Source organism: Streptomyces violaceus, assembly GCF_036014075.1.
Classification (GTDB): Bacteria; Actinomycetota; Actinomycetes; order Streptomycetales; family Streptomycetaceae; genus Streptomyces; species Streptomyces violaceus.
Genome location: NZ_CP107911.1, coordinates 3,334,492 through 3,357,010 on the forward strand (window position 1 = coordinate 3,334,492; position 22,519 = coordinate 3,357,010).

Consider the following 22,519-nt stretch of genomic DNA (forward strand, 5'->3'; position numbering starts at 1 on the left):
GGGGTGGGTGGACGATGACGAACGGCACGGCGACACCGACGGACCTGGACACCAGGCTGGAGGCACACCGGACCGAGCTGACCGGGTACTGCTACCGGATGCTCGGCTCCTCCTTCGAGGCCGAGGACGCGGTGCAGGACACGATGGTCCGCGCCTGGCGCAGCTACGAGAAGTTCGAGGGCCGCTCCAGCCTCCGCTCCTGGCTCTACCGCATCGCGACGAACGTGTGCCTGGACATGCTGACCGCGGGCAACAAGCGCGCCAGGCCCATGGACCTCACGGAGTCCACCCCGCTCGCCCAGGCGGCGCTCTCCCCCCGACCGGACAACACCTGGCTGGAGCCCATGCCGGACGCCCGCGTGCTGCCCACGCCCGAAGACCCGGCGGAGGCCGCGGTCGCCAAGGAATCCGTGCGGCTCGCCTTCATGGCCGCCCTGCAGCAGCTTCCGGCCAAGCAGCGGGCCGTGCTGATCCTGCGCGAGGTCCTGGCCTGGAAGGCCAGCGAGGTCGCCGAGCTGCTGGACACCTCGGTGGCGTCGGTCAACAGCGCCCTCCAGCGGGCCCGCGCCACCCTGGCAGAGCGGCAGGAGCCGGGCGCCGACGCGGTCGTCTCCGACCCGCTGGACGAGGACCAGCAGAGGCTGCTGGACCGCTATGTCGCGGCCTTCGAGGGCTACGACATGACGGCGCTGACGGCCCTGCTGCACGAGGACGCGGTCATGACGATGCCGCCGTTCGACCTGTGGCTGACCGGCGTCAAGGACATCACCGGGTTCATGACCACGCTCGGCGCGCCCTGCGCGGGTTCCCGGCTCGTGCCGGTCCAGGTCAACGGGCTCCCGGGGTTCGCCCAGTACAAGCCCGACCCGGAGGACGGCGGCTTCACGCCGTGGGCGGTCCAGGTGCTGGAGCTCTCAGAAGGCCGGATCACCGGGTTCCACTGCTTCCTCGACACCAAGCGCTGGTTCCCGCTCTTCGACCTGCCCCTCCACCTCGAAGCGGAGACCGACCAGGTCGAGCAGGGCGCGTAGGGCCGGATCGGGGTCGCGGAGCCGCATCCGGCCTCCGGCCCGGCGGGCGGCGAGCTGGAGCCGCGCCAGCAGGTCGACGGTGGCGAGCCCCGGTGGCCCCAGGCCTCCGACATCGCACACCAGGACCCGGGCACCACTGGTGTGCAGCAGTGCCCGCACGTCGTCGCTCAGCCCTCGCACCTCGTCCCGGGTGACGGGGCCGAGCAGCACGAGCACGGGGGGTGTCATGGCGTCCACGATCGGTAGACCGCGCGGGCGGCTGTAACTCATCGCGACTGTCCGTCCTGTCGGCGCCGTAAGGATCACATTGACCCGGGTACGGCCTTCCCCGGAGGGTTGGCTGTATGCCCCATGCACCTGCCCCTCCCGCGCTGCCTGATGTCCACTTCGCCGGTGAGGGGGCGTCGTGCAGGGAGTGCTGAGCGGGTTCGCGGTCATCGCCGTGGTCATCGGGGTCGGCTACCTGATCGGCCGCCGGGGCTACCTGGGTGACGGGGGCCGCGAGGTCCTGACCAAGCTGGCCTTCCACGTGGCGTCCCCGGCGCTGCTCTTCACGACGCTCGCGCAGGCCGACCTGTCGGTGATCTTCTCCGACCGGCTGCTGGTCACGGCGATGAGCACGGCAGCGGCGGCGGGGGTCTTCGTGGCGGTGGGCGCCGTGCGCGGGTGGGGTGTGGGCCGGACGACGATCGGCGCCCTGTGCTCCAGCTACGTCAACTCGGGCAACCTCGGCATCCCGATCGCCGTGTACGTCCTAGGCGACGCGTCGCTGGTCGCGCCGGTGCTGCTGTTCCAACTGGTCGCTGTCACACCGGTGGCGCTGACGGTCCTGGATCTGGCGACCGTCGGAGACAAGGACAAGCGCCCCCTGTGGCAGAGCCTGCTCACCCCGCTGCGCAACCCGATAGCGCTGGGCTCCCTGGCCGGGGTGGCGGCGTCGGCGACCGGCCTCCACGTCCCGGGCCCGCTGATGGACCCCCTGACCCTGATCGGCAACATGTCGGTCCCGGCGGTCCTCCTGGCCTTCGGCATCTCCCTGCGCGGCAGCACACTCCCCCTGCGCGGCGCGGAACGGGCCCCGGTCCTCCTCGCGGTGGCCCTGAAGGCGGTCGCCCAGCCCCTGATCGCCTGGGCCCTGGCAGCGGGCGTCTTCGGCCTCCACGGAGCGTCCCTGCTCGACGTGGTGGTGACATCCGCCCTGCCGGCGGCGCAGAACCTGTTCACGTACGCGAGCAGCTACCGGGTGGGCGAGGTACTGACGAGGGAGGCGATTCTGCTGTCGACGGTGCTGGCGGTGCCGGTGCTTGTGGTGGTGGCGGCGTTGCTGGGGTGACTCAGTTCTCGGGGAACTCGCCGGTGTCGAGTTCGAGGCCGAAGGGTTCCGGCAGCGTGATGTGTTCTCCGAACTTGCCTGCGTCCAGGACTCGGTAGACGTCCGCTTGCGGTTCGCCGTAGAGCGTGATGGTCGGACCGCCGGGGGCCCAGCCGTCGATGAGCAGGTACAGCGGAACACCGGCTTGGGCGTAGCCTGCGGCTTTCTTGATCCGGTCGTGCGCCGCGTTCGACTTGGACGTGATCTCGACGATGAGTTCAGCGGCGGCCGCTGGGATGAAGTTGCCGCCCTCGCCACGCAGCACCTGCCTGGGGGCGACTGCTAGATCCGGGATGTAGAGCCCGTCACGGGACGGGACCGCCGTGCCCAGGGTCTGGTAGATGCCCCAGTGCCTGGGGATGACCTCGTACAAGGCCCGCTGAACCAGGTCAGCGATGTCATTGTGGGGATTGGACGGCGGTGGTGCCACGGTGACGATCCCCTCGATGATCTCCACCTTGCAGCCCTCGGGCGCGTCCGTCTCTTGCCAGATCCGAACGAGGTCGTCCCACTCGTGGCCGCTGGCCGTCGAGTGGTCGACGGTGAGTGCGCTCATGGCGGTTCTCCAATCAGTGCGTCACCGATCCCAGCATGCCGAACGGGACTGGTGCGGGTCCACCAGTCCCGTTCACTCAAACGAGAAAGCCCCAGGTCAGGCGATGCGCTCCAGCACCACCGGCAACGCCGTGAAGTCCGTCCCCGGCGCGGCGATGTCGTACGAACCCTCCACCGCCTGGAGTGCGTACTCGAAGCGCTCGGGGGTGTCCGTGTGGAGGGTCAGCAAGGGCTGGCCCTCCCTCACCGTGTCGCCCGGCTTGGCGTGGAGTTCGATGCCGGCGCCTGCCTGGACCGGGTCCTCCTTGCGGGCGCGGCCCGCGCCCAGGCGCCAGGCGGCGATGCCGATGTCGTAGGCGTCGAGGCGGGTCAGCGTGCCCGAGGCGGCCGCCTTGATCACGTGCTGCTCGCGTGCCACCGGCAGCTCCGCGTCCGGGTCGCCGCCCTGGGCCGTGATCATGCGGCGCCAGACGTCCATCGCGGAGCCGTCGGCCAGGGCCTTGGCCGGGTCGGCGTCCTTCACGCCCGCCGCGTCCAGCATCTCGCGGGCCAGGGCCAGGGTCAGTTCCACGACGTCCGCCGGGCCGCCGCCCGCCAGGACCTCCACCGACTCGCGGACCTCCAGGGCGTTGCCGGCCGTCAGGCCGAGCGGGGTCGACATGTCCGTGAGCAGGGCGACCGTACGAACACCGTGGTCCGTGCCCAGGCCGACCATCGTGGACGCCAGTTCGCGGGCGTCGGCCAGGGTCTTCATGAAGGCGCCGGTGCCGACCTTGACGTCCAGCACGAGCGAGCCCGTGCCCTCGGCGATCTTCTTCGACATGATGGAGGAGGCGATCAGGGGGATTGCCTCTACCGTGCCCGTGACGTCGCGGAGTGCGTAGAGCTTCTTGTCCGCGGGGGCCAGGCCGTCGCCCGCCGCGCAGATCACCGCGCCGGTGGTGTCCAGGACGTTCAGCATCTGCTCGTTGGAGAGCAGGGCCCGCCAGCCGGGGATGGACTCCAGCTTGTCCAGCGTGCCGCCGGTGTGGCCGAGGCCGCGGCCCGAGAGCTGGGGTACGGCGGCCCCGCAGGCGGCGACCAGGGGGGCCAGCGGCAGCGTGATCTTGTCGCCCACACCGCCCGTGGAGTGCTTGTCGGCCGTCGGACGGGACAGGGACGAGAAGTCCATGCGCTCGCCGGAGGCGATCATCGCGGCGGTCCAGCGGGCGATCTCACGGCGGTTCATGCCGTTGAGCAGGATGGCCATCGCGAGGGCCGACATCTGCTCGTCGGCCACCTCCCCGCGGGTGTACGCGTCGATGACCCAGTCGATCTGTGCGTCGCTGAGCTCACCGCGGTCCCGCTTGGTGCGGATGACGGAGATGGCGTCCATGGCCATGGCTTGGGCTTCCTTCCGAGGATTTCCAGAAGCCGTACGGCCCCTCCTGAGCGACTCGGAGGGGCCGTACGGAAATGACTAGTTGCTGAGGTGGCCGGGGCCGAAGGCCTGGGGCAGCATCTGTGACAGCGGCACGATCCCCGCCGGGGTCTCCAGCAGGAGGTCCTCGCCGCCGAACTCCTGGAGCAGCTGACGGCAGCGGCCGCACGGGACGAGCGAGGCGCCGTCGCGGTCGACGCAGGTGAAGTGCGTCAGGCGGCCGCCGCCGGTGTTGTGCAGCTCGGACACCAGGCCGCACTCGGCGCACAGGGAGAGCCCGTACGAGGCGTTCTCGACGTTGCAGCCGGAGATGATCCGGCCGTCGTCGACCAGGGCGGCCACGCCCACCGGGTAGCCGGAGTACGGGGCGTACGCCCGGGACATCGCGTCCCGGGCCACCGCGCGCAGCTTCTCCCAGTCGACGGCCGGGCCGGCGCCGGTCACTTGCCCTGCCCCTTCCGGTACGGCATGCCGTTCGCCCTTGGCATCCGCAGGCGCTGCGCGGACAGGGCGAGCACCACCAGGGTGATGACGTACGGCGTGGCCGAGACGACCTGGTTCGGGACCTCGTCGGTGGTCGCGTACCAGGCGAAGACGAGGCCGCCGACGATCAGGGTGATCACGGCGTGAATGTACTTCTTGCGGACCACCAGCCAGATGGCGCCGATGAGCAGCAGGAGCGCGCCGAGCAGCAGCAGGGCGTGGACGTTGGCCGAGCCACCGCGCAGGTTGAGGCTGTCGGTGTAGCCGAACAGGCCCGCGCCGATGGCGAGGCCACCGGGCATCCAGTTGCCGAAGATCATCGCGGCGAGACCGATGTAGCCGCGGCCGCTGACCTGGCCCTCCAGGTAGAAGGGGTTGGCCACGATGGACAGGAAGACACCGCCGAGGCCGGCCAGACCGCCGGAGATGACCACGGCGATGTACTTGTACTTGTAGACGTTGACGCCGAGGGACTCGGCGGCGACCGGGTTCTCGCCGCAGGAGCGCAGCCGCAGGCCGAACGCGGTGCGCCACAGGATCCACCAGGTGGCCGGGATCAGCGCGATGGCGATCAGGGTCAGCCAGGAGACGTTGGTGACCAGGCCGCCGAGCAGGCCGGCGATGTCGGAGATCAGGAACCAGCCGTGGGCGTTGAGGTCCCGCAGGGCGTCGGACAGTCCCGGCACCGTGAAGTTGCCGAGGGAGTCCACGGCCGGGGACTGCTTGGCCGAGCCGCCCGTGTGGCCCTCGAAGGCGAGGGGCGCGAGGTAGCGGGTGGCGCCGAGGGCGAGGATGTTGATGGCCACACCGGAGACGATGTGGTTGACGTTGAAGGTGACGGTGACCAATGCGTGCAGCAGGCCGCCGATCGCGCCGCCCGCGATGCCCACCAGGACGCCGGTCCACGGGCCCCACTGGAATCCGGCCCAGGCGCCGAACCAGGTGCCGAGGATCATCATGCCCTCGAGGCCGATGTTGACGACGCCCGCGCGCTCGGCCCACAGGCCGCCGAGTCCGGCGAGGCCGATCGGCACGGCGAGTTGGAGCGCGGTGGACATCTGGCTGACGTTGGTGATGCCGTCGGCGCCGGTGATGATGCGGACGATCGAGGTCAGCGCCAGGCCGCCGGCGATGATCAGCAGCAGGACGGGCCACGACAGCCGGCGGCCGGTGGGCGCCGCGGGCTGCAGCGTGGGCTGGTTGAGGTCGGTCGCGGTCGTCATCGGCCGGCCACCTCCTTCGTGGTGTTGTGGGTGCCGAGGACGTGACCCGCGGCCAGTTCGGCGCCGACGCGGCGCTGCTGGCGGCGCAGGCCCCATTCGCGGACGGCCTCGTAGGAGACGACGACCGAGAGCACGATCAGGCCCTGCATGATGACCGCGATCTCCTTGTCGTAGCCGTGGAAGTCCAGTTCGGGCGAGGCCTTGTCGAGCCAGGCCCACAGCAGGGCGGCGAAGGCGATGCCGACGGGGCTGTTGCGGCCGAGCAGGGCGATGCCGATGCCGAGGAAGCCGATGCCGGTGGGGAAGTTCAGGCTGTAGGTGTGGGTGTCGCCGAGCAGGATCGGCAGTCCGGCCAGGCCCGCGAGGCCGCCGGAGAGCAGCATGGCGGTCAGCACCATGCGCTTGGGGTCGACGCCGCTGGCCGCGGCGGCGGTCGTCGAGGCGCCGGAGGCGCGCAGGTCGAAGCCGAACCGGGTGCGGTTGAGGACGACCCAGTAGCCGATGCCGAGCAGGGCGGCGAGGAGGACCAGGCCGTAGATCTCGCCGGCCGCGCCCATGCCGATGCCGGGGATCCAGCCGGACTCGTGCATCTCGCCGGTGGTGTTGTTGTTGCCGATCTTCACGCCGAAGACGTCCGGCAGCCACAGGTAGGCGATCACGGAGGTGGCGATCGCGTTGAGCATGATCGTGGCGACGACCTCGCTGACGCCGCGGGTGACCTTGAGGACACCGGCGATGCCGGCCCAGAAGGCTCCGGTGAGGACGGCGGTCAGGAGCAGCAGCGGGACCTGGATCGGGGCCGGCAGGCTCGCGTGGGCGCCGACGATGGCGGCCATCATGGCGGCGAGCTGGTACTGGCCGTCGACGCCGATGTTGAACAGGTTCATCCGGAAGCCGATGGCCACCGCGAGCGCCGCGATGTAGTACATCGACGCCTGGTTGATGATCAGCACCTGGATGTCGGAGAAGCCGAGCTGCTCAAACATCAGGGCGAACGGCTCGAACGGGTTCTTGCCCGACGCGACCAGCACGATCGCGATCAGGACGAAGGCCACGGCGAGGGCGATGACCGGCCCGGCCACCGCGAGGAGCACGCGCTCCTTGTCGAACTTCTTCATCAGCGGGCCTCGTCTTCCGGAGACTCGGGGGCGTCGGCCTTCGAGATCTCGGGGGTCTCTTCGTGCTCGAGGTGTCCGGTCGCGGCACCGGTCATGGCCGAGCCGAGCTCCTCGGGGGTGATGCCGGCCGGGTCGGCGTCCGCGACCAGCCTGCCGTTGTAGATCACGCGCAGTGTGTCGGACAGGCCGATCAGCTCGTCCAGGTCGGCGGAGATCAGCAGGACGGCCAGGCCCTCGCGGCGGGCCTCGCGGATGTGGTCCCAGATGGCGGCCTGGGCGCCGACGTCCACGCCCCGGGTGGGGTGGGCGGCGATGAGGAAGCGGGGTTTGTGGCTCATCTCGCGGCCCACGATGAGCTTTTGCTGGTTGCCGCCGGAGAGGGAGGCGGCGGTGACGTCGATGCCGGGGGTGCGGACGTCGTAGTCCGTCACGATCCGGCGGGTGTCCTCCTGGGCGGCCTTCGGGTCCAGCCAGACGCCCTTGGCGAGGGGCTTCTCGGTGACATGGCCGAGGATGCGGTTCTCCCAGAGGGGTGCCTCCAGGAGGAGGCCGTGGCGGTGGCGGTCCTCGGGGATGTAGCCGATGCCCTGCTCGCGGCGCCTGCGGGTGGGCCAGGCGGTCATCTCCTCGTCGGCGAGGGTGATCGTGCCGGAGTCGGCGTGCTTGAGGCCGATGAGCGCGTCGACGAGTTCGGTCTGACCGTTGCCCTCGACGCCGGCGATGCCGAGGATCTCGCCCTCGTGGATGGTGAAGCTGATGTCGTCGATGAGGGCCTTGCCGCCGGGGGCCGCGAGGCGGAGCTTGTCGACGGTGATGACCGGGCGGTCGGTGACCGTGGACTCGGCCGTCTCGGGCGTGGGCAGTTCGCTGCCGACCATCATCTCGGCGAGCTGGCGCGGGGTGGTCTCGGCGGGGACGGCCGTACCTACGGTGGTGCCGCGGCGGATGACGGTGATCTCGTCGGCGACGGAGAGCACTTCGCCGAGCTTGTGCGAGATGAAGATGACCGACAGACCCTCGGACTTCAGTTCGCGCAGGTTGTCGAAGAGGGCGTCGACCTCCTGCGGAACGAGGACGGCCGTGGGCTCGTCGAGGATCAGTGTGGTGGCGCCGCGGTAGAGGACCTTGAGGATCTCCACGCGCTGGCGGGCGGCGACGCCGAGTTCCTCGACCAGGAGGTCGGGCTTGACGCCGAGGCCGTAGCGCTCGGAGAGTTCCTTGATCTTGCGGCGGGCCTTGGCGCCGATGCCGTAGAGCTTCTCGCTGCCGAGCACCACGTTCTCGAGGACCGTGAGGTTGTCGGCGAGCATGAAGTGCTGATGGACCATGCCGATGCCGCGGACGATGGCGTCGGCCGGCGACGAGAAGCTGACCTGTTCGCCGTCGACGGCGATGGTGCCCTCGTCCGGCTTCTGCATGCCGTAGAGGATCTTCATCAGCGTCGACTTGCCGGCGCCGTTCTCGCCGACGAGGGCGTGGACGGTGCCCTTGCGGACGCTGAGGTGGATGTCGTGGTTGGCCACGACGCCGGGGAAACGCTTGGTGATCCCGGCGAGTTCGACGGCGGTCACCGATTCGTTGACCGCCGCTCCGGCCGGAGGGCTGCTGGACGCGTTGATAACGCACTCTCCTGGGGACGGGGGTCGTCTACGCGCGTAGCGCCCCTACGGCAAACAAAGGGGCAGGCGCCCCGCGACAACGGGGCACGAGGAGCAGCCTCCTCCCCGCACCCCGCCCCGCGGACGCAACCCCCGGGGGTCACTGCCTGCTCGAGGCAGTAAGTCGTCAGCTGCTCTTGACCTTGATCTCGCCGCTGATGATCTTCTCCTTGGCCGTCTTGATGGCTTCCTGAAGCTCGGCGTCGTCCGCGAACTTCGGGTTGGAGTCCGACAGGCTCACCTCGCCGGTCTTCAGATCGCCACGAACGATACCGGTCTCGGGCTTGCCGTCCTCGACCGACTTCGCAAGGTTGTACACGGCCTTGGCGACGTCCTTCATCGCCGAGGTCAGGATGAAGTCCTTGTACTTGGCGAGGGCGGCCTGCTCGTACTGGTCGGAGTCGACACCGATCGCCCACACCTTCTTGGCCGCGGCGGCCTCGATCACGCCCTGACCGGACAGACCGGCGGCCGCGTAGACCACGTCGGCCTTCTTCTCGATCTGGCCCTCGGCGGCCGTCTTGCCCTTGTCGGGGCTGGCGAAGCCGCCCTCCTCGGCCGTCTGCGTCAGGTACTGGGAGAGCACCTTGACCTTCGGGTCGGTGTCCTTGACGCCCTGCGCGAAGCCCGCCTGGAACTTGTGGATCAGCGGGATGTCCACACCGCCGACGAAGCCGACGACCTTCGACTTGGTGCTCCTGGCGGCGGCGACACCGGCCAGGTAGGAGGCCTGCTCCTCGTTGAAGACCAGGTCGGCGACGTTCTTGGTGTTGATCGTGGCGTCGTCGACGATGCCGAAGGTGGTGTCCGGGAACTTCTCCGCGGCGCCCTTGACGGCCGAGGCGTACGCGTAGCCGACGCCGATGACCGGGTTGTGGCCCTGCTTGGCCAGCGAGACCAGACGCTGTTCCTTGTCGGCGTCGGTCTCGCCCTCGGTGGGCTCCACGTCGGCCGTCTCGTAGCCGAAGTCCTTCTGCGCCTTCTCCAGACCCGCGTACGCGGCGTCGTTGAAGGACTGGTCGCCCTTGCCGCCGACGTCGTACGCGATGGCGAGGCCCTTGTTCCCCTTCGAGTCCGACGACCCGGCAGAGGTCGAGGTGCTGCCGCAGGCGGAGAGTGCGAGGGCCAGGGAAGCGGTCGCTGCGCCTGCGACCGTGATCCGGGAAATCCGGCGCATGTGTGGGTGCTCCTGTCGTACTGGCGGGCCCGGTGCGGCGAGGGTGCTGCCGGGCGGCGTGGGGACGTGCTCTCACTACCCCGGGGTCGCCCAGCGCCGGGACGGTTCAGCTTCGGCGCTGGCTTCGCCGCAGATTAACGCGCGTAGACCTGCCTGAAAACCCCTTCTGTCCACCTTGTTATGCGCCCGTGGCCAAGCCCTCATCGCGCCTTGGCCACGGACGTCGCCGACCGCGAACGGAGGGTGGCGCTGGGTGATCCGGCCAAGCCGTTACCCCGGGCCGGAACACAGCGAGGAGCGGTCGGGCACTGTGGGTGCCCGCCCGCTCCTCCCTGTGTTGCGGCCGGTCCGGCTACTCGGTCTTGACCTTGATGGAGCCGTCGATGATGCCCTTCTTGGCCTTGTCCACGGCGTCCTTGAGCCCCGCGACCTGGCCGAACTCCGGGTTCGCCTCGGAGACTCCGACGCCGTTGACCTTCAGGTCGAAGGTCTGGGTGCCGGTCAGCGGCTTGCCGCCGTCGACGGACTTGGCCAGCGCGTAGACGGCGCCGCCGACGTCCTTGAGGGCGGAGGTGAGGATGTACTGCTTGTACGCGGCGAGGGGGGCCTGCTTGTACTGGTCGGAGTCGACACCGATCGCCCAGACCTTCGCCTTGGCGGCGGCCTCGATCACGCCCTGGCCGGAGAGACCGGCCGCCTGGTAGACGACGTCGGCCTTCTTCTCGATCTGGCCCTCGGCGGCGGCCTTGCCCTTGTCGGGGCTGGCGAAGCCGCCCTCCTCGGCCGTCTGCGTCAGGTACTGCGAAAGGACCTTCACCTTCGGGTTGGTGTCCTGAACGCCCTGCTTGTAGCCGGCCTCGAACTTGTGGATCAGCGGGATGTCCACACCGCCGACGAAACCGACGGTGTTCGACTTGGTGACCTTGGCGGCGGCGACACCGGCGAGGTACGAGGCCTGCTCCTCGGCGAAGACGAGGGAGGCGACGTTCTTGCCCTCGACCACGGAGTCGACGATGCCGAAGGTGGTGTCCGGGTACTTGGCGGCCACGGCCTTCATCGCCGGGCCGTAGGCGTACCCGACGCCGATGACCGGGTTGTAGCCCTGCTTGGCCAGCGAGACCAGCCGCTGCTCCTTGTCGGCGTCGGTCTCGCCCTCGGTGGGCTCGATGTCGGCCGTCTTGTAGCCGTACTCGGTCTTGGCCTTCGTCAGACCGGCGTAGGCGGCGTCGTTGAAGGACTGGTCGCCCTTGCCGCCGACGTCGTAGGCGATGGCGAGACCCTTGTCGTCCTTCGAGTCGCTGCCACCGCTCTCAGTGCTGGTGCTGCCGCAGGCCGTGGCGACGAGCCCGAGCGACGCGACCCCCACCGCGACGCGGGTCAGTTTGGAAATCCGACGCATGTTGAAGTTCCCCATTCTCCAAAGCCCCGCAGCGGGTGCTCGGTTCGGCGCACAGTAACGCGCGTAGACCCTCCTGGGAACTGGTCGCTGCGAGGCCGTTATCCTTTTGCCGGTGGCCGGTTATGCCCTTGTCACCTTCTCGGTCGTGAAAAGGACGAGCGTGCGCGGCCGCGCACGTCGGCCCGGCCGACGATGTCGGCCGAGCCGGTCCCAGGTCGGACACGACCTAGCGGAGGCCGTTGACCAGGGCCGCTGCCGTGAAGAGTTCCACTCCCACCGTGATCGCGGACTCGTCGACGTCGAAGTCGCCCTGGTGGAGGTCGCGCACGTGGCGCTCGCCCGGGACGCGTACGCCCAGCCGGGCCATGGCGCCGGGGACGTGTTCCAGGTACCAGGAGAAGTCCTCGCCGCCGAGGCTCTGCTCGGTGCCCAGTACGGACTCGACCCCGCGACGGGCGATCATGGCATCGCGCAGCAGCTCGGTCACGCCGGGCTCGTTGACGACGGGCGGCACGCCGCGCACGTAGTTGATCTCCGACTTGGCGCGGTGCAGATTGGCGATCTCGTCGATCGCCGCGACCACGACGTCGGGGGCCTGCCGCCACGCCTCGATGTCCAGGCACCGCACCGTGCCGGAGAGTTCGGCGTGCTGCGGGATCACGTTCGGCGCGTGCCCCGACTCGACACGGCCCCAGGTGATGGCGAGCCCGCTGCGGCTGTCGAAGCGCCGGCCGACCAGGGCGGGTACGTCGGTGACGACGCGGGCCGCCGCGGTGACCAGGTCGGTCGTGAGGTGGGGGCGTGCGGTGTGCCCGCCCGGGCCTTCGAGGGCGATCTCCAGCCGGTCGCAGGCGGAGGTGATGGGACCCTCGCGGAGTCCGATCTGTCCCGCGTCCACCCGGGGGTCGCAGTGCACGGCGATGATCGCGCCGACCCCCTCCAGCGCCCCGCACTTGATGACGTCGGCGGCGCCGCCGGGCAGCACTTCCTCGGCGGGCTGGAAGATCAGCCGGACGGGGCGGGGCAGCCGGCCCTGCTTGTGCAGTTCGGCGAGGACCAGGCCGGCGCCGAGGACGACGGTGGTGTGCACGTCGTGGCCGCAGGCGTGGGCGCGGTCGGGCACGGTCGAGCGGTACGGGCAATCGGCCTTGGTGTCCGGGATGGGGAGGCCGTCGATGTCGGCCCGCAGGGCGAGCATGCTGGGGCCTCCGTCCCACTGCTCGCCCTCGACGCCGATGTCACAGACGAGCCCGGTTCCGACGGTGAGTACGCGCGGCTTGAGGCCGGCCTGCTCGAGCCGCTCCTTGATCGCGGCCGTCGTGCGGAACTCCTGGTTGCCCAGCTCCGGGTGCATGTGCATGTCGCGCCGGAACGCGATGAGCTCTGCGCGCAGGGCGTCGGGCAGTGCGCCGGGAAGTACGGCTTCGCCGGGAAGATCGACCTCGGACTCCAGTGACATCAATTGCTTCACCCTCTGAAGGGTAGGGCGCCAGGGCGGTCGGCTGACCCTCGATCAACAAAACTTCAGCCCGTTAGGGGAAGAAAATATGACCGCCGGACGTATAGCTATCAAGTGAGATGGGTAAACTCGCCCGCCTTTTGGGCCGAGCCGGTCACCGCACCCCGCGGAGTGTGACATCGGCCACACCTCCGTCGCGACTCCGGTACCCATCCATCCTCTTCCACGGATACCACGCCCCGCACGGGGAACACTGTCCTGTTCATCTGCCGGACGTACGCCCCGATAGTGTGCGCCCCGTGCGCGCCGACAGCCCCGAGTTCCTCACAGCCACCCAGACCTCGTACGACGCCATCGCGGAGGCCTATGCCGCCGGGTTCCCCGACAGTCTGGCCGGAAGACCGCTGGAGCGGGCGCTGCTCACGGCCTTCGTGGATCTGGTCCGGGCACCTGGGGCGCCTGTGCAGCCCCCGGTCGCCGACATCGGCAGCGGTCCCGGCCATGTGTCGGCGCGGCTGCACGGGCTCGGGCTGCCGGTGTTCGGGGTCGACGTCTCGCCCCGCATGGTGGCCCTGGCCCGCCGGGCGCACCCGGGGCTGCGGTTCCACGTCGGTTCGATGACGGCCCTCGACCTGCCGGACGAGACGCTCGGCGGCATCGTCGCCCTCTACTCGATCATCCATGTGCCGGACGACCATCTGCCCTCGGTCTTCGCCGAGTTCCACCGCGTGCTGCTGCCGGGCGCGCCGGTCCTGCTCGGCTTCCAGTCCGGCGACGAGGACGGCCATCTGCGTCTCACCGAGCGCTTCGGCAGCCCGATCTCGCTCGACTACTACTGGCGCACCCCGGACACCGTCGCGACCGGCCTCACCAAGGCCGGCCTGCACCTTCACGCCCGTGTACTGCGCGAGCCGCAGGGCGAGGAGAAACACCCCCGCGCGTTCCTGTTGGCCCACAAGCCGGGCCCTGCCGGGGCGTGAGCCGGCCACGATCGCGGGCCCGGGCATGAGGGCACGTGGCTGCGCCTCGGCGGGCGCAGGCACGTGGCTGCGCCTCGGAGGGCGCCGTCGGTCTGCCTCGGTTCAGGGCGTGGGACCGCTACCGGTCGGGTGTGAGGCCGCGGCCCGGGGGGCGCGAGTCCGCGCCTCGGAGGCCTGTCGTTCCGCCTCGGTCGGGCAACGTGGCCCGGCCCGTCGATGCGCCCCGGCCCGGGTGTGGATCCGTGCCGGTCACGCACATGCATCAGCCGCGGTCGGCACGTGAGTGCGGACCGGTCGGGCGCTTGGGTCGGCCTGGGCCAGCGCGTGGATCCGCCCCCGGGTCGACGCGCGGGGCCAGCCCGGTCGGGCGCGCGTAAGCCCGCCCGGTCGGCAACTGGGACCGCCGGTCGGCGCATCGGCGCACCCCGGTCGGAGCGATCCGTCCCGGTCTGCAGGTGGACCGCCCCGGTCGACGCCTGAGTCCGCTCCGTCGGGCGCCAGGGGCTGCCTCGGTGTGCGTGTGGGTCCGCCCCGATCGACGCCGGACTCCGCGCCAGTCAGATAGGCGAAAGCCCGCACGGTCGCCACGTGGGACCGACGGTCGGCGCATCGGTCCGCCCCAGGTCGGACATCGGGCACGTGCATCAGCCACGGTCGGCCCGTGTGTACGCCCCGGTCGGGCGGGCGTGTGAAGCGGCTTCGGTGGACGCCGGTCGGCGTGTCGGTCCGCCCCGGGCCGGGGCGTGGGGCCGCCCCGGTCGATGCGCAAGCCCGCCGTGGGGCCCGAGGCCGTGGCCGCCCGGCCTGCCTCATCCGGCAGGTCTGGTGGTCTGGGCGGCGGCCGGGGACACGAGGGCGGCTGAGCCGCCGGGAGCGGGTCCCGGTTTCCGAGGGGCCCCGCGGGGCGTCAGCCGGCGGCGACCGCGCCCGCGGCGTCCGCCGGGCCCGCCCTGCCGGCAGAGCCCACCGTCCCCGCCGGGCCGGACACGCTCGCCCTGCCCGCCGAAGCCGGGATGCTGCCCGGCCCAGCCGGACCAGTCATGCTCGCCGAACCCCCAGGACCCGGGATGCCGCCCGGCCCAGCCGAGCCAGACACGCTCGCCGAACCCGCCGGGCCCGGGATGCTCCCCGGCCCAGCCGGACCAGACACGCTCCCCGAACCCGCCGGGCCCGGGATGCTCCCCGGCCCAGCCGGGCCGGTCATGGTCGCTGAGCCCGCCGGACCCGTGACACTCCCCGGCCCAGCCGGACCAGACACGCTCCCCGAACCCGCCGGGCCCGGGATGCTCCCCGGCCCAGCCGGGCCGGTCATGGTCGCTGAGCCCGCCGGGCCCGGGATGCTCCCCGGGCTTGCCGGGCCGGTCGGGCTCTCCGAAGGCCCCGGGCCCCCGGAACCTCCCGTGGACAGCCGGTGCACGTCCCGCGCCGCTCCCGTCACGCCCGACAGGAAGCCCTGGGCTCGGGGGGACGCGTTCTCGGTCAGCCAGGCGGGGTCGATGTCGCATACCGCTACGCGGACCCCGGTGCCGGAGAGGGCCAGGGGGAGGGTGTGGACGACCGTGGACGGGAAGCTGAGGATCGTGCGGCCGATGGGGCCGCGGCGGGCGATCAGTTCGAGGGGGAGTTCGGGGCGGACGATCTCCAGGCCCGTCTCGAGCGCGAGGCGGCGGAGCTTCGTCGGGCTCTCGCGGCGGTGGGCGAAGTAGCGGGTGGCGCCGTGGGCGGCGGCCAGGGCGCGGACGGCCTCCAGGTAGCGATCGTCGTCGACGACGCCCGTCTCCACCAGGGACGTGCCCACCATGTCGGCGCCCTTGGTGATGCGGGGCGGGCCGAACCGGGCCCGGGTCCACGCGAAGTCGTTGGCGCTGATCGTGACGCCCTCCGGGGTCTCCTCCATCGGCATGGAGGAGAAGATCTCCACCTGGCGCCTGCCCCCGGGGGTGAGGCGGCGGCGGGCCGAGGAGGACACCGGCGCGAAGATCAGGTCACGGGGGCCGGGGCGGCCGCCCTTGCGGTGCCAGCGCACCAGCCTTTCGCCCCGGGCCAGCTGGCCGACGAACTCCATCGTCGCCGTGCCGTCGTCGACGACGACCAGGTCACGGGCACGAGTGATGGTCAGGAGGAGCTGAACGTAGCGGGAGAAAGGGTCCCCCAGCACGACCCGGCGCGCCCTGCGGAGCAGGCCCGTGAGGCCGCCGATCGTCTGGAAGGGCGCCAGCGGGCCGCCGCGCGCCTCCTCCCAGCGGACCTCGTGCCCCTCGTCACGGGCCAGGTCGGACATCCGCCGCAGCTGGCCGCGCGTCATCGGGTCGACGGGCGACAGCACCACGAGGGTGAGCCCCACGCCGGGCGCATGCGCGTGCGCCCACTCCAGCACGTTCAGCAGCTGTACCGGACTCTCGACGAACGCGAGAGTGTGGGGGCCGGTGTTCCCGGCGCGGGGGCTCATCGACGTACGACCGTCCCGTCGTAAGGGTCGTAAGGGGGGTTGTGGGGGGTGGTGCGGTCAGACGCCTACCGGCTCGCCCGCCGCGTCGGCGATCTCCGCCTCGGCGACCACACCGCTGACGCGGCGCAGCTTCTTCATCGGGCCGAGCTCGGACTCGTAGACCTTCTTCACGCCGTCACCGAGGGAGGCCTCGATGGTGCGGATGTCGCGGACGAGGCGCGTGAGGCCCTGCGGCTCCACGGAGGCGGCCTGGTCCGAGCCCCACATGGCGCGGTCGAGGGTGATGTGACGCTCGACGAACGTGGCGCCCAGGGCTACCGCTGCGAGGGTGGTCTGCAGGCCGGTCTCGTGGCCGGAGTAGCCGATCGGGACGTTCGGGTACTCCTGCTGGAGGGTGTTGATGACGCGCAGATTGAGCTCCTCGGCCTTGGCCGGGTAGGTCGACGTGGCGTGGCACATCAGGATGTTGTCGGAGCCGAGGACCTCGACCGCGTGGCGGATCTGCTTCGGGGTGGACATGCCCGTGGAGAGGATGACCGTACGGCCGGTGGCGCGCAGGGCGCGCAGCAGCTCGTCGTCGGTCAGGGACGCGGAGGCGACCTTGTGGGCGGGGACGTCGAACTTCTCCAGGAAGGCGACGGCCTCGGTGTCCCACGGGGAGGCGAACCAGTCGATGCCGCGCTTCTTGCAGTAGGCGTCGATCTGGCCGTACTCGTCCTCGCCGAACTCGACGCGGTGGCGGTAGTCGATGTAGGTCATCCGGCCCCAGGGGGTGTCGCGCTCGATGTCCCACTGGTCGCGCGGCGTGCAGATCTCCGGCGTGCGCTTCTGGAACTTGACCGCGTCGCAGCCGGCCTCGGCGGCGGCGTCGATCAGCTTGAACGCGTTCTCGATGTCGCCGTTGTGGTTGATGCCGATCTCGCCGGTGACGTAGACGGGACGGCCGGGGCCGGCCTCGCGGGTACCGAACTTGCGGATGCGGGAGTTGGTGCTCATGGCGCAGATTTCCTTACTTGGTGAGGGAGTCGAGAGAGGGGCCGAGGATCCAGCTGGCGATCTCTCGGATCGCGCCGTCGCCACCGGGGACGGTGGTGACCGCGCGTGCGGCGCCGCGCACGACGTCGTGGGCGCTCGCGACCGCCACGGGCCAGCCCGCGAGGGCGAAGCACGGGAGGTCATTGACGTCGTTGCCGACGTAGAGCACGCGCTCCGGCGCGATGCCCTGCTCCTCGCACCACTGCTTCAGCGCGAGGTCCTTGCGGTCGACGCCGTGCAGCACCGGGAGCTTGAGCTTCCGGGCCCGGGCGGCGACCACAGGGTTCTGTTCCGTGGACAGGATCAGCATCTTCAGGCCGCTCCTGCGGAGGGCCGCGATGCCGAGTCCGTCCCCGCGGTGCACGGAGACGAACTCCCGTCCGTCGGAGTCGACGAGCACCCGGTCGTCGGTCTGGGTGCCGTCGAAGTCGAGGACGACCGCGTCGATGTCGTCGGCGGTCGGGAGCGCGCCGGGCCGGTCCGCGTCGAAGAGCGGAGCCAGGGCCCGGGCGCGGGCGAGGTCGTGCGGGTCGTCGATCTCCAGCACGCGCGCGGGGTCGGTGCGCACCAGTTCGGTGCGGCCGAAGAAGCGGTGCTGGTGCTTGCGGAAGCCGGCCGCTTCCATGCCGTAGGCGGCGCCGGTCTCCAGCAGGTCCTGGGGGCGGTCCTGGCGGCGGGGGCGGAAGGACTTGTCGTGGTTCACGCCGTAGCCGCCGCCGACGGCCGCGTCGGCCTCCGCGACGGTGCCTGCCGCCACCTCATCGTCGGCGTCGCGCCAGACGAAGCCGTGGAAGGGCGCCACGGTCACCGCGGTGTCGGCGCCGTCCTCGACGATCGCGCCCGCCACCCCGTCGATGTCCTCGCGGACGATGAACGGGCTGGTGCACTGCACCAGCAGCACCACGTCCACGACCGCGCCGTGCAGGGCCTCGTGCGCGTCCACGGCGTGCAGGACGGCGGCCTCGGAGGTGGCCGTGTCGCCGGCGATGGCGGCGGGCCGCAGCACGACCTCGGCGCCCGCCTCGCGGGCGGCGGCCGCGATGGCCTGGTCGTCGGTGGAGACCACGACGTCCGTCACGAGGCGGGCGGCGCGGCACTCGCGCACCGCACGCGCCACCAGCGGGACGCCGCCGACGGGGAGGAGGTTCTTCGCGGGCACACCCTTGGAGCCGCCGCGCGCGGGGATCACCGCGAGCACACGGCGCACCGAGGCGCCTCGGCCCGCTTCCGGTTGGGACATGGGGACTACTCCTTGGGCAGGGGACTCGGGGCGGCTCACAGCTCGCCCATCCGCCGGATGACGGGCGCCACGCGCTGCACGCCGTGCCGGTAGGCGCCGCGCGCGGCCCGGCGCACGACCTGCCGGACCGGTCCGGGTTCCTTGTCGGCGGCGGGCGCGCCGGGCAGCGGGGTGCCGTCCGGGCCGAGGTGGTGGCGGGCGAGGATCCCGGGCAGATAGCCGGGCGCGGTGACGGGTGTGTAGTACGGGGCCAGCGGGGGCATGCCGCCGGGCCGGTCGAGCAGCTTGGCGATGCGTTCGCGCGCCGCGTCGAACGCGGACTCGTACGATCCGTCGGCGACCACGCCCTGCCGGGCGACCCACTCCTCGTCGGGCGTGGGCCGGTGCCCGGCGTCCAGCTGGTCCCAGGAGGCGAGGCAGCCGGAGCCCACGAAGTGGTGGTTGCCGAGCGACTCACGGATACCGAGGTCGGTCAGGACGACGGTCGGGACCCGTCGGTGCAGCGACTCGAGGGCGGCCGTGGAGCTGACCGTCACCAGCAGGTCGGTGCGGTCGAGGACCTCGCCCATGTTCCCGTAGACCAGGCGGAAGTTCTCCGGAGGATCGAGGCGCTGCACCAGTTTCTGGTACGGCAACTCCTCGATGTGGGTGGTGTGTTCGCCCGGCTTGGAGCGCAGCTTCAGCAGCACCTCGCGCTCGGGGTGCTTACGGGCGTGCCGCACCAGCCGGTCCAGCAGGTATGTACGGTCCTTGCGGCTGTCCGGGACGGAGGGCTGGGCGGCGAAGACGACCGTGTACGGGTCGTGCTCGCCGGTGTAGGGGGCACCGCCGAGGAACGGCAGGGCCACCTCGGTCACCGACGAGGCGTCGGCGCCCACTCCGTCGTAGACGGCGCGGAAGCGGTCCGCGTCCTGACGGGAGTTGGCGAGGACGAGGTCCGCGCCGTGCCGCAGCAGCAGGCCGTCGGCGAGCTTCTCGTAGACGACACCGACGTAGCCGGTGACGACGACGGGCCGCGCGGTGCGGTCCTGCCAGACGCGCGCCAGGCCGTGCAGCATCGCCTGCACACCGCCGCCGACGAGGGCCAGGACCAGGAGGTCGTACGACCCCTCTTCCATGGCGCGCAGGAACTCGACGGCGGTGACCTCCCGCAGCGAGTCGGCACGCACGCCCACTTCTTCCAGCTGGCGCGGTGTGGGCGTCGCCCGGCCGCGCAGCAGGAAGCCGTCGAGGGCGGGGCGGACTTGCGCGCCCTCGCGCGGTCCGGCTTCCATGGACGGGCCCGGGGCGATGCGGTCCGCGGTCAGCGCACCCCATTTCCATCGGGTGTCTGAGTCCGCGAGGACGGCGATTCGCGGGCGCTTCGGTGTACTTGCTGGCACGTCGATGACGCTAGGAAGCGAATCCGAGGTATGGCGGAACCGCGACTCAACGAAAAGTTAACAACACCCCACCGAGAGCCGAACTGGCCCGCTGGAAGGCCTGAAGTACACGGGGTGCACCGTTCTGACACATTGAGTTCACCCGGTGTACGTTCACCGGAAAGTTGCGCTGCCGGGCGGGCTCCTAACGTTTTGCAGGTGCCTAAGCTTTCCGTGATCGTGCCGTTCTACAACGTGCAGCAATATGCCCCGGACACCCTCAGAAGCCTCCGGCTGAACGCCGACCGTGATTTCGAGTTCATCCTGGTCGACGACCATTCGAAGGACGAAACCCCGGCCATTCTCGAACGAGCGGCCGAGGACCTCTCGGATGTCGCCCAGGTGCGTTACATCCGCCACGAGGAGAACGGCGGTCTCGCCACCGCCCGGAACACCGGCCTGGACGCGGCCCAGGGCGAGTACCTGACGTTCCTGGACGGCGACGACTGGCTGGCCCCCGGCTACTTCACCGAACTGGTGTCCGCCATGGACGAGTTGGGATGCGACTTCGTGCGCACCGACCATGTCCAGGCCACCGCGCGCGCCCGTTCCGTGAGCCGGGTGCCGGTCGGCCGCCGCTGGGAGGTGTTCAGCCCGCGGGACGCCATCCTCCCCGCCCACCGCTCGACGTCGGTGGACTACGCCTACGCCTGGGCCGGCGCCTACCACCGCCGCCTCCTCGACAAGGGCGTGCTCCACTTCACCCACGGGCTGCGCACGGCCGAGGACCGGCCGTGGATCTGGAAGCTGCACCGTGAGGCGGAGTCGTTCGCCGTGGTGAGCCTGCTGGGCGTGTTCTACCGGCGCGGAGTGGCCTCGTCGCTGACCCAGATCGGCGATGTCCGCCAGCTCGACTTCATCCGGGCCTTCGACCAGGTGATCGAGGAGACCGCGTCGGACCGGGAGGCCGGCCGGCTGCTGCCCAAGGCGGTGCGGACCTACTGCGCGATCATCGCCCACCACCTCTCCAACGAAGACAGATTCGAACCGGCCGTGGCCAGGCAGCTGCGGTCGATGAGCGCGGCGGCCATCAAGCGCATGCCGCAGGACGCACTCGGTGACGCACTGGAGGCGATGGACATGGACCGCTCGTCCAGGCTGCGGCGGCTGCGGCGCAGGGTCACCACCACGGAGGCGGCCGCCTGATGCCCGGGACCACTCAGATCTTCTGCGCCTCGACGCTGTACGGCGTCGCCACCCTGGCCGCCGCGATCGACTCGGACCTCTTCGACGAGCCCGACCGTCGTGTGCTGCTGGTGTTCAACAACTCCGCGACCCCGGAGACCACCCCGGCCCTCGACGAGATGCCGGGCTTCGCGCCGCTGCGCGAGCACTTCGACGACGTGCTGTCCTGGAACGAGGCGATCCGCCCCTTCCACCCCGGGGCCTGGACGCCGCGCTCCGACGACATCCCCCTGTTCGAGCGCTATCTGCGGATGCTGTGGGGCCTCGGCGACGACCGTGTGAGCCTGGTGCTGGAGTCCATCCAGGTCGCGCCCGCCCTCACCGTGGCCCAGCTGTTCACCGACGCCCCCATCGACGTCTACGCCGACGGGCTGATGAGCTACGGCCCCACGCGCAACAAGCTCGACCCGCTGGTCGGCACGCGCGTGCGGCGGCTGCTGCACCTCGATCTGGTGCCGGGGCTCACGCCGATGCTGCTGACCGAGTTCGAGGTGCCGGCGCACCTGGTGCCGTCGCCCGCGTTCCTGAAGGTGCTGGGCGAGGTCACCGAGACCGTGGCCGAGCTGCCCGCCCTGCCGGGCGACGCGGCGCTGCTGCTCGGCCAGTACCTGTCGGCGCTGAACATCCTCTCCCCCGAGGAGGAAGAGGACCTGCATGTGCGGATGATGCGGGGCGCGGTCGCCCGCGGACACCGCACGGTCGTCTTCAAGCCGCACCCGACCGCGCCGGCCCGTTACAGCCGCGCGCTGGAGACCGAGGCCGAGAAGCTCGGCGTGGACCTCACCGTGCTGGACACACCCGTCCTCGCCGAGGTGCTGTTCGACCGGGCCCGGCCCGCGCTGGTCGTCGGCTGCTTCTCGACCGCGCTGTTCACTGCCCGGGCGTTCTACGACCTGCCGGTCGCGCGCATCGGCACCGAGCTGCTGCTGGAGCGGCTGACGCCGTACCAGAACAGCAACCGGATCCCCACCACCCTGGCGGACGCGCTGCTGCCCGACCTGGACGGCGGGCAGGACGGCGACGTTCTGCCGGCCGAGCGGCTGTCCGGTCTGGTCACCGCCGTCGGGTTCACCATGCAGCCGCAGATCTACCCGGACCTGCGCCCGCAGGCGGAGCAGTTCCTCAGCCGGCATCTCGGCCCGCGCACCCGGCGCTATTTCAAGAAGCGCCGGCTCACCTCGCTCGGCCTGCCCGGCGGCATTCCGCAGCGGCTGGCATTCCTGCCGCGCAATTCCACGGCACGCCGGGTAGTCCGGCGGGCAAGGGCGCTGCGCAAGGCGGTACGCCGCTGAAAACGTATGCCGAGAACCGCAA

18 protein-coding genes and 1 pseudogene are annotated in these 22,519 nt (G+C 70.9%); 5 read left to right on the plus strand and 14 right to left on the minus strand.

Features of this window, described 5'->3' with window-relative positions:
* Window positions 1-14 precede the first annotated feature (14 nt).
* The gene (locus tag OG542_RS14805) at window positions 15-1,031 is read left to right on the plus strand and encodes a sigma-70 family RNA polymerase sigma factor (RefSeq protein WP_328411297.1); all 1,017 of its coding nucleotides are present in this window, start codon (window positions 15-17) and stop codon (window positions 1,029-1,031) included.
* Here OG542_RS14805 and OG542_RS14810 read toward each other — a convergent pair.
* Window positions 915-1,259 (minus strand): STAS domain-containing protein, encoded by a 345-nt coding sequence (locus OG542_RS14810; RefSeq protein WP_408057757.1) that lies wholly within the window; start codon window positions 1,257-1,259, stop codon window positions 915-917. The genes OG542_RS14805 and OG542_RS14810 overlap by 117 nt on opposite strands.
* A 178-nt stretch (window positions 1,260-1,437) precedes the next feature.
* On the opposite strand from OG542_RS14810, the gene OG542_RS14815 reads away from it, so the two are divergent.
* Window positions 1,438-2,364: an AEC family transporter gene (locus tag OG542_RS14815; protein ID WP_328411301.1), complete on the plus strand. Its 927-nt coding sequence runs from the start codon at window positions 1,438-1,440 to the stop codon at window positions 2,362-2,364.
* 1 nt (window position 2,365) lies between these two features.
* On the opposite strand, the gene OG542_RS14820 is transcribed toward OG542_RS14815, so the two are convergent.
* The 9 genes from OG542_RS14820 to OG542_RS14860 all read right to left on the minus strand — a co-directional run bounded on the left by OG542_RS14820 (window position 2,366) and on the right by OG542_RS14860 (window position 12,895).
* On the minus strand, window positions 2,366-2,959 hold the full coding sequence (locus tag OG542_RS14820; RefSeq protein WP_311127433.1) for a Uma2 family endonuclease: 594 nt from the start codon (window positions 2,957-2,959) through the stop codon (window positions 2,366-2,368).
* A gap of 96 nt (window positions 2,960-3,055) precedes the next feature.
* Window positions 3,056-4,333 carry a thymidine phosphorylase gene (locus OG542_RS14825; RefSeq protein WP_328417917.1) on the minus strand — a complete coding sequence of 426 codons (1,278 nt, stop codon included), beginning with the start codon at window positions 4,331-4,333 and terminating at the stop codon, window positions 3,056-3,058.
* Between the two features lie 84 nt (window positions 4,334-4,417).
* On the minus strand, window positions 4,418-4,822 hold the full coding sequence (locus tag OG542_RS14830; RefSeq protein ID WP_311127432.1) for a cytidine deaminase: 405 nt from the start codon (window positions 4,820-4,822) through the stop codon (window positions 4,418-4,420).
* Window positions 4,819-6,084 (minus strand): ABC transporter permease, encoded by a 1,266-nt coding sequence (locus OG542_RS14835; RefSeq protein WP_328411304.1) that lies wholly within the window; start codon window positions 6,082-6,084, stop codon window positions 4,819-4,821. The genes OG542_RS14830 and OG542_RS14835 overlap by 4 nt, the downstream gene beginning before the upstream one ends.
* Complete coding sequence (locus OG542_RS14840; protein WP_311127430.1) at window positions 6,081-7,202, minus strand: ABC transporter permease; 1,122 nt, start codon at window positions 7,200-7,202, stop codon at window positions 6,081-6,083. Before OG542_RS14840 ends, OG542_RS14835 begins: the two co-directional genes overlap by 4 nt.
* Entirely contained in the window at window positions 7,202-8,773 is a 1,572-nt protein-coding gene (locus tag OG542_RS14845) for an ABC transporter ATP-binding protein (RefSeq protein WP_328411307.1), read from the minus strand. The genes OG542_RS14840 and OG542_RS14845 overlap by 1 nt, the downstream gene beginning before the upstream one ends.
* A 214-nt stretch (window positions 8,774-8,987) precedes the next feature.
* Window positions 8,988-10,037 carry a BMP family lipoprotein gene (locus OG542_RS14850; protein WP_193481670.1) on the minus strand — a complete coding sequence of 350 codons (1,050 nt, stop codon included), beginning with the start codon at window positions 10,035-10,037 and terminating at the stop codon, window positions 8,988-8,990.
* Between the two features lie 352 nt (window positions 10,038-10,389).
* Window positions 10,390-11,436, minus strand: coding sequence for a BMP family lipoprotein (locus tag OG542_RS14855; protein WP_328411309.1), 1,047 nt, complete (start codon window positions 11,434-11,436; stop codon window positions 10,390-10,392).
* A 226-nt stretch (window positions 11,437-11,662) separates the two neighbouring features.
* Window positions 11,663-12,895, minus strand: coding sequence for a M20 family metallopeptidase (locus OG542_RS14860; RefSeq protein WP_311130378.1), 1,233 nt, complete (start codon window positions 12,893-12,895; stop codon window positions 11,663-11,665).
* A 299-nt stretch (window positions 12,896-13,194) separates the two neighbouring features.
* On the opposite strand from OG542_RS14860, the gene OG542_RS14865 reads away from it, so the two are divergent.
* Window positions 13,195-13,875, plus strand: coding sequence for a class I SAM-dependent DNA methyltransferase (locus OG542_RS14865; RefSeq protein ID WP_311127427.1), 681 nt, complete (start codon window positions 13,195-13,197; stop codon window positions 13,873-13,875).
* Between the two features lie 1,402 nt (window positions 13,876-15,277).
* Here the strand turns inward: OG542_RS14865 and OG542_RS14870 are convergent.
* The 4 genes and pseudogenes from OG542_RS14870 to OG542_RS14885 form a co-directional block, all read right to left on the minus strand.
* Window positions 15,278-16,324 (minus strand): annotated as a pseudogene (locus OG542_RS14870) (hypothetical protein); the annotation flags it as partial.
* A gap of 57 nt (window positions 16,325-16,381) precedes the next feature.
* Window positions 16,382-17,320 carry an N-acetylneuraminate synthase family protein gene (locus OG542_RS14875; protein ID WP_328411311.1) on the minus strand — a complete coding sequence of 313 codons (939 nt, stop codon included), beginning with the start codon at window positions 17,318-17,320 and terminating at the stop codon, window positions 16,382-16,384.
* 13 nt (window positions 17,321-17,333) lie between these two features.
* Window positions 17,334-18,599, minus strand: a complete 1,266-nt coding sequence (locus tag OG542_RS14880; RefSeq protein ID WP_328411313.1) for an N-acylneuraminate cytidylyltransferase — start codon at window positions 18,597-18,599, stop codon at window positions 17,334-17,336.
* Window positions 18,600-18,634: 35 nt separating this feature from the next.
* A complete protein-coding gene (locus OG542_RS14885; protein ID WP_328411315.1) occupies window positions 18,635-19,981 on the minus strand; it encodes a DUF6716 putative glycosyltransferase in 1,347 nt (448 codons plus the stop codon).
* Between the two features lie 198 nt (window positions 19,982-20,179).
* Between OG542_RS14885 and OG542_RS14890 the strand changes: the two genes are divergently transcribed.
* Together OG542_RS14890 and OG542_RS14895 are read left to right on the plus strand one after the other, a co-directional pair.
* A complete protein-coding gene (locus OG542_RS14890) occupies window positions 20,180-21,166 on the plus strand; it encodes a glycosyltransferase family 2 protein (protein ID WP_311127423.1) in 987 nt (328 codons plus the stop codon).
* Entirely contained in the window at window positions 21,166-22,497 is a 1,332-nt protein-coding gene (locus OG542_RS14895; protein ID WP_328411317.1) for an alpha-2,8-polysialyltransferase family protein, read from the plus strand. The genes OG542_RS14890 and OG542_RS14895 overlap by 1 nt, the downstream gene beginning before the upstream one ends.
* Window positions 22,498-22,519 lie beyond the last annotated feature (22 nt).

Excerpts from the sequence above, each read along its gene's own strand:
- OG542_RS14805 (WP_328411297.1), top strand. The coding sequence starts at position 15 with ATGACGAACGGCACGGCGACACCGACGGACCTGGACACCAGGCTGGAG.
- OG542_RS14810 (WP_408057757.1), bottom strand. The coding sequence starts at position 1,259 with ATGACACCCCCCGTGCTCGTGCTGCTCGGCCCCGTCACCCGGGACGAG.
- OG542_RS14820 (WP_311127433.1), bottom strand. The coding sequence starts at position 2,959 with ATGAGCGCACTCACCGTCGACCACTCGACGGCCAGCGGCCACGAGTGG.
- OG542_RS14825 (WP_328417917.1), bottom strand. The coding sequence starts at position 4,333 with ATGGACGCCATCTCCGTCATCCGCACCAAGCGGGACCGCGGTGAGCTC.
- OG542_RS14835 (WP_328411304.1), bottom strand. The coding sequence starts at position 6,084 with ATGACGACCGCGACCGACCTCAACCAGCCCACGCTGCAGCCCGCGGCG.
- OG542_RS14840 (WP_311127430.1), bottom strand. The coding sequence starts at position 7,202 with ATGAAGAAGTTCGACAAGGAGCGCGTGCTCCTCGCGGTGGCCGGGCCG.
- OG542_RS14850 (WP_193481670.1), bottom strand. The coding sequence starts at position 10,037 with ATGCGCCGGATTTCCCGGATCACGGTCGCAGGCGCAGCGACCGCTTCC.
- OG542_RS14855 (WP_328411309.1), bottom strand. The coding sequence starts at position 11,436 with ATGCGTCGGATTTCCAAACTGACCCGCGTCGCGGTGGGGGTCGCGTCG.
- OG542_RS14860 (WP_311130378.1), bottom strand. The coding sequence starts at position 12,895 with ATGTCACTGGAGTCCGAGGTCGATCTTCCCGGCGAAGCCGTACTTCCC.
- OG542_RS14875 (WP_328411311.1), bottom strand. The coding sequence starts at position 17,320 with ATGAGCACCAACTCCCGCATCCGCAAGTTCGGTACCCGCGAGGCCGGC.
- OG542_RS14880 (WP_328411313.1), bottom strand. The coding sequence starts at position 18,599 with ATGTCCCAACCGGAAGCGGGCCGAGGCGCCTCGGTGCGCCGTGTGCTC.
- OG542_RS14895 (WP_328411317.1), top strand. The coding sequence starts at position 21,166 with ATGCCCGGGACCACTCAGATCTTCTGCGCCTCGACGCTGTACGGCGTC.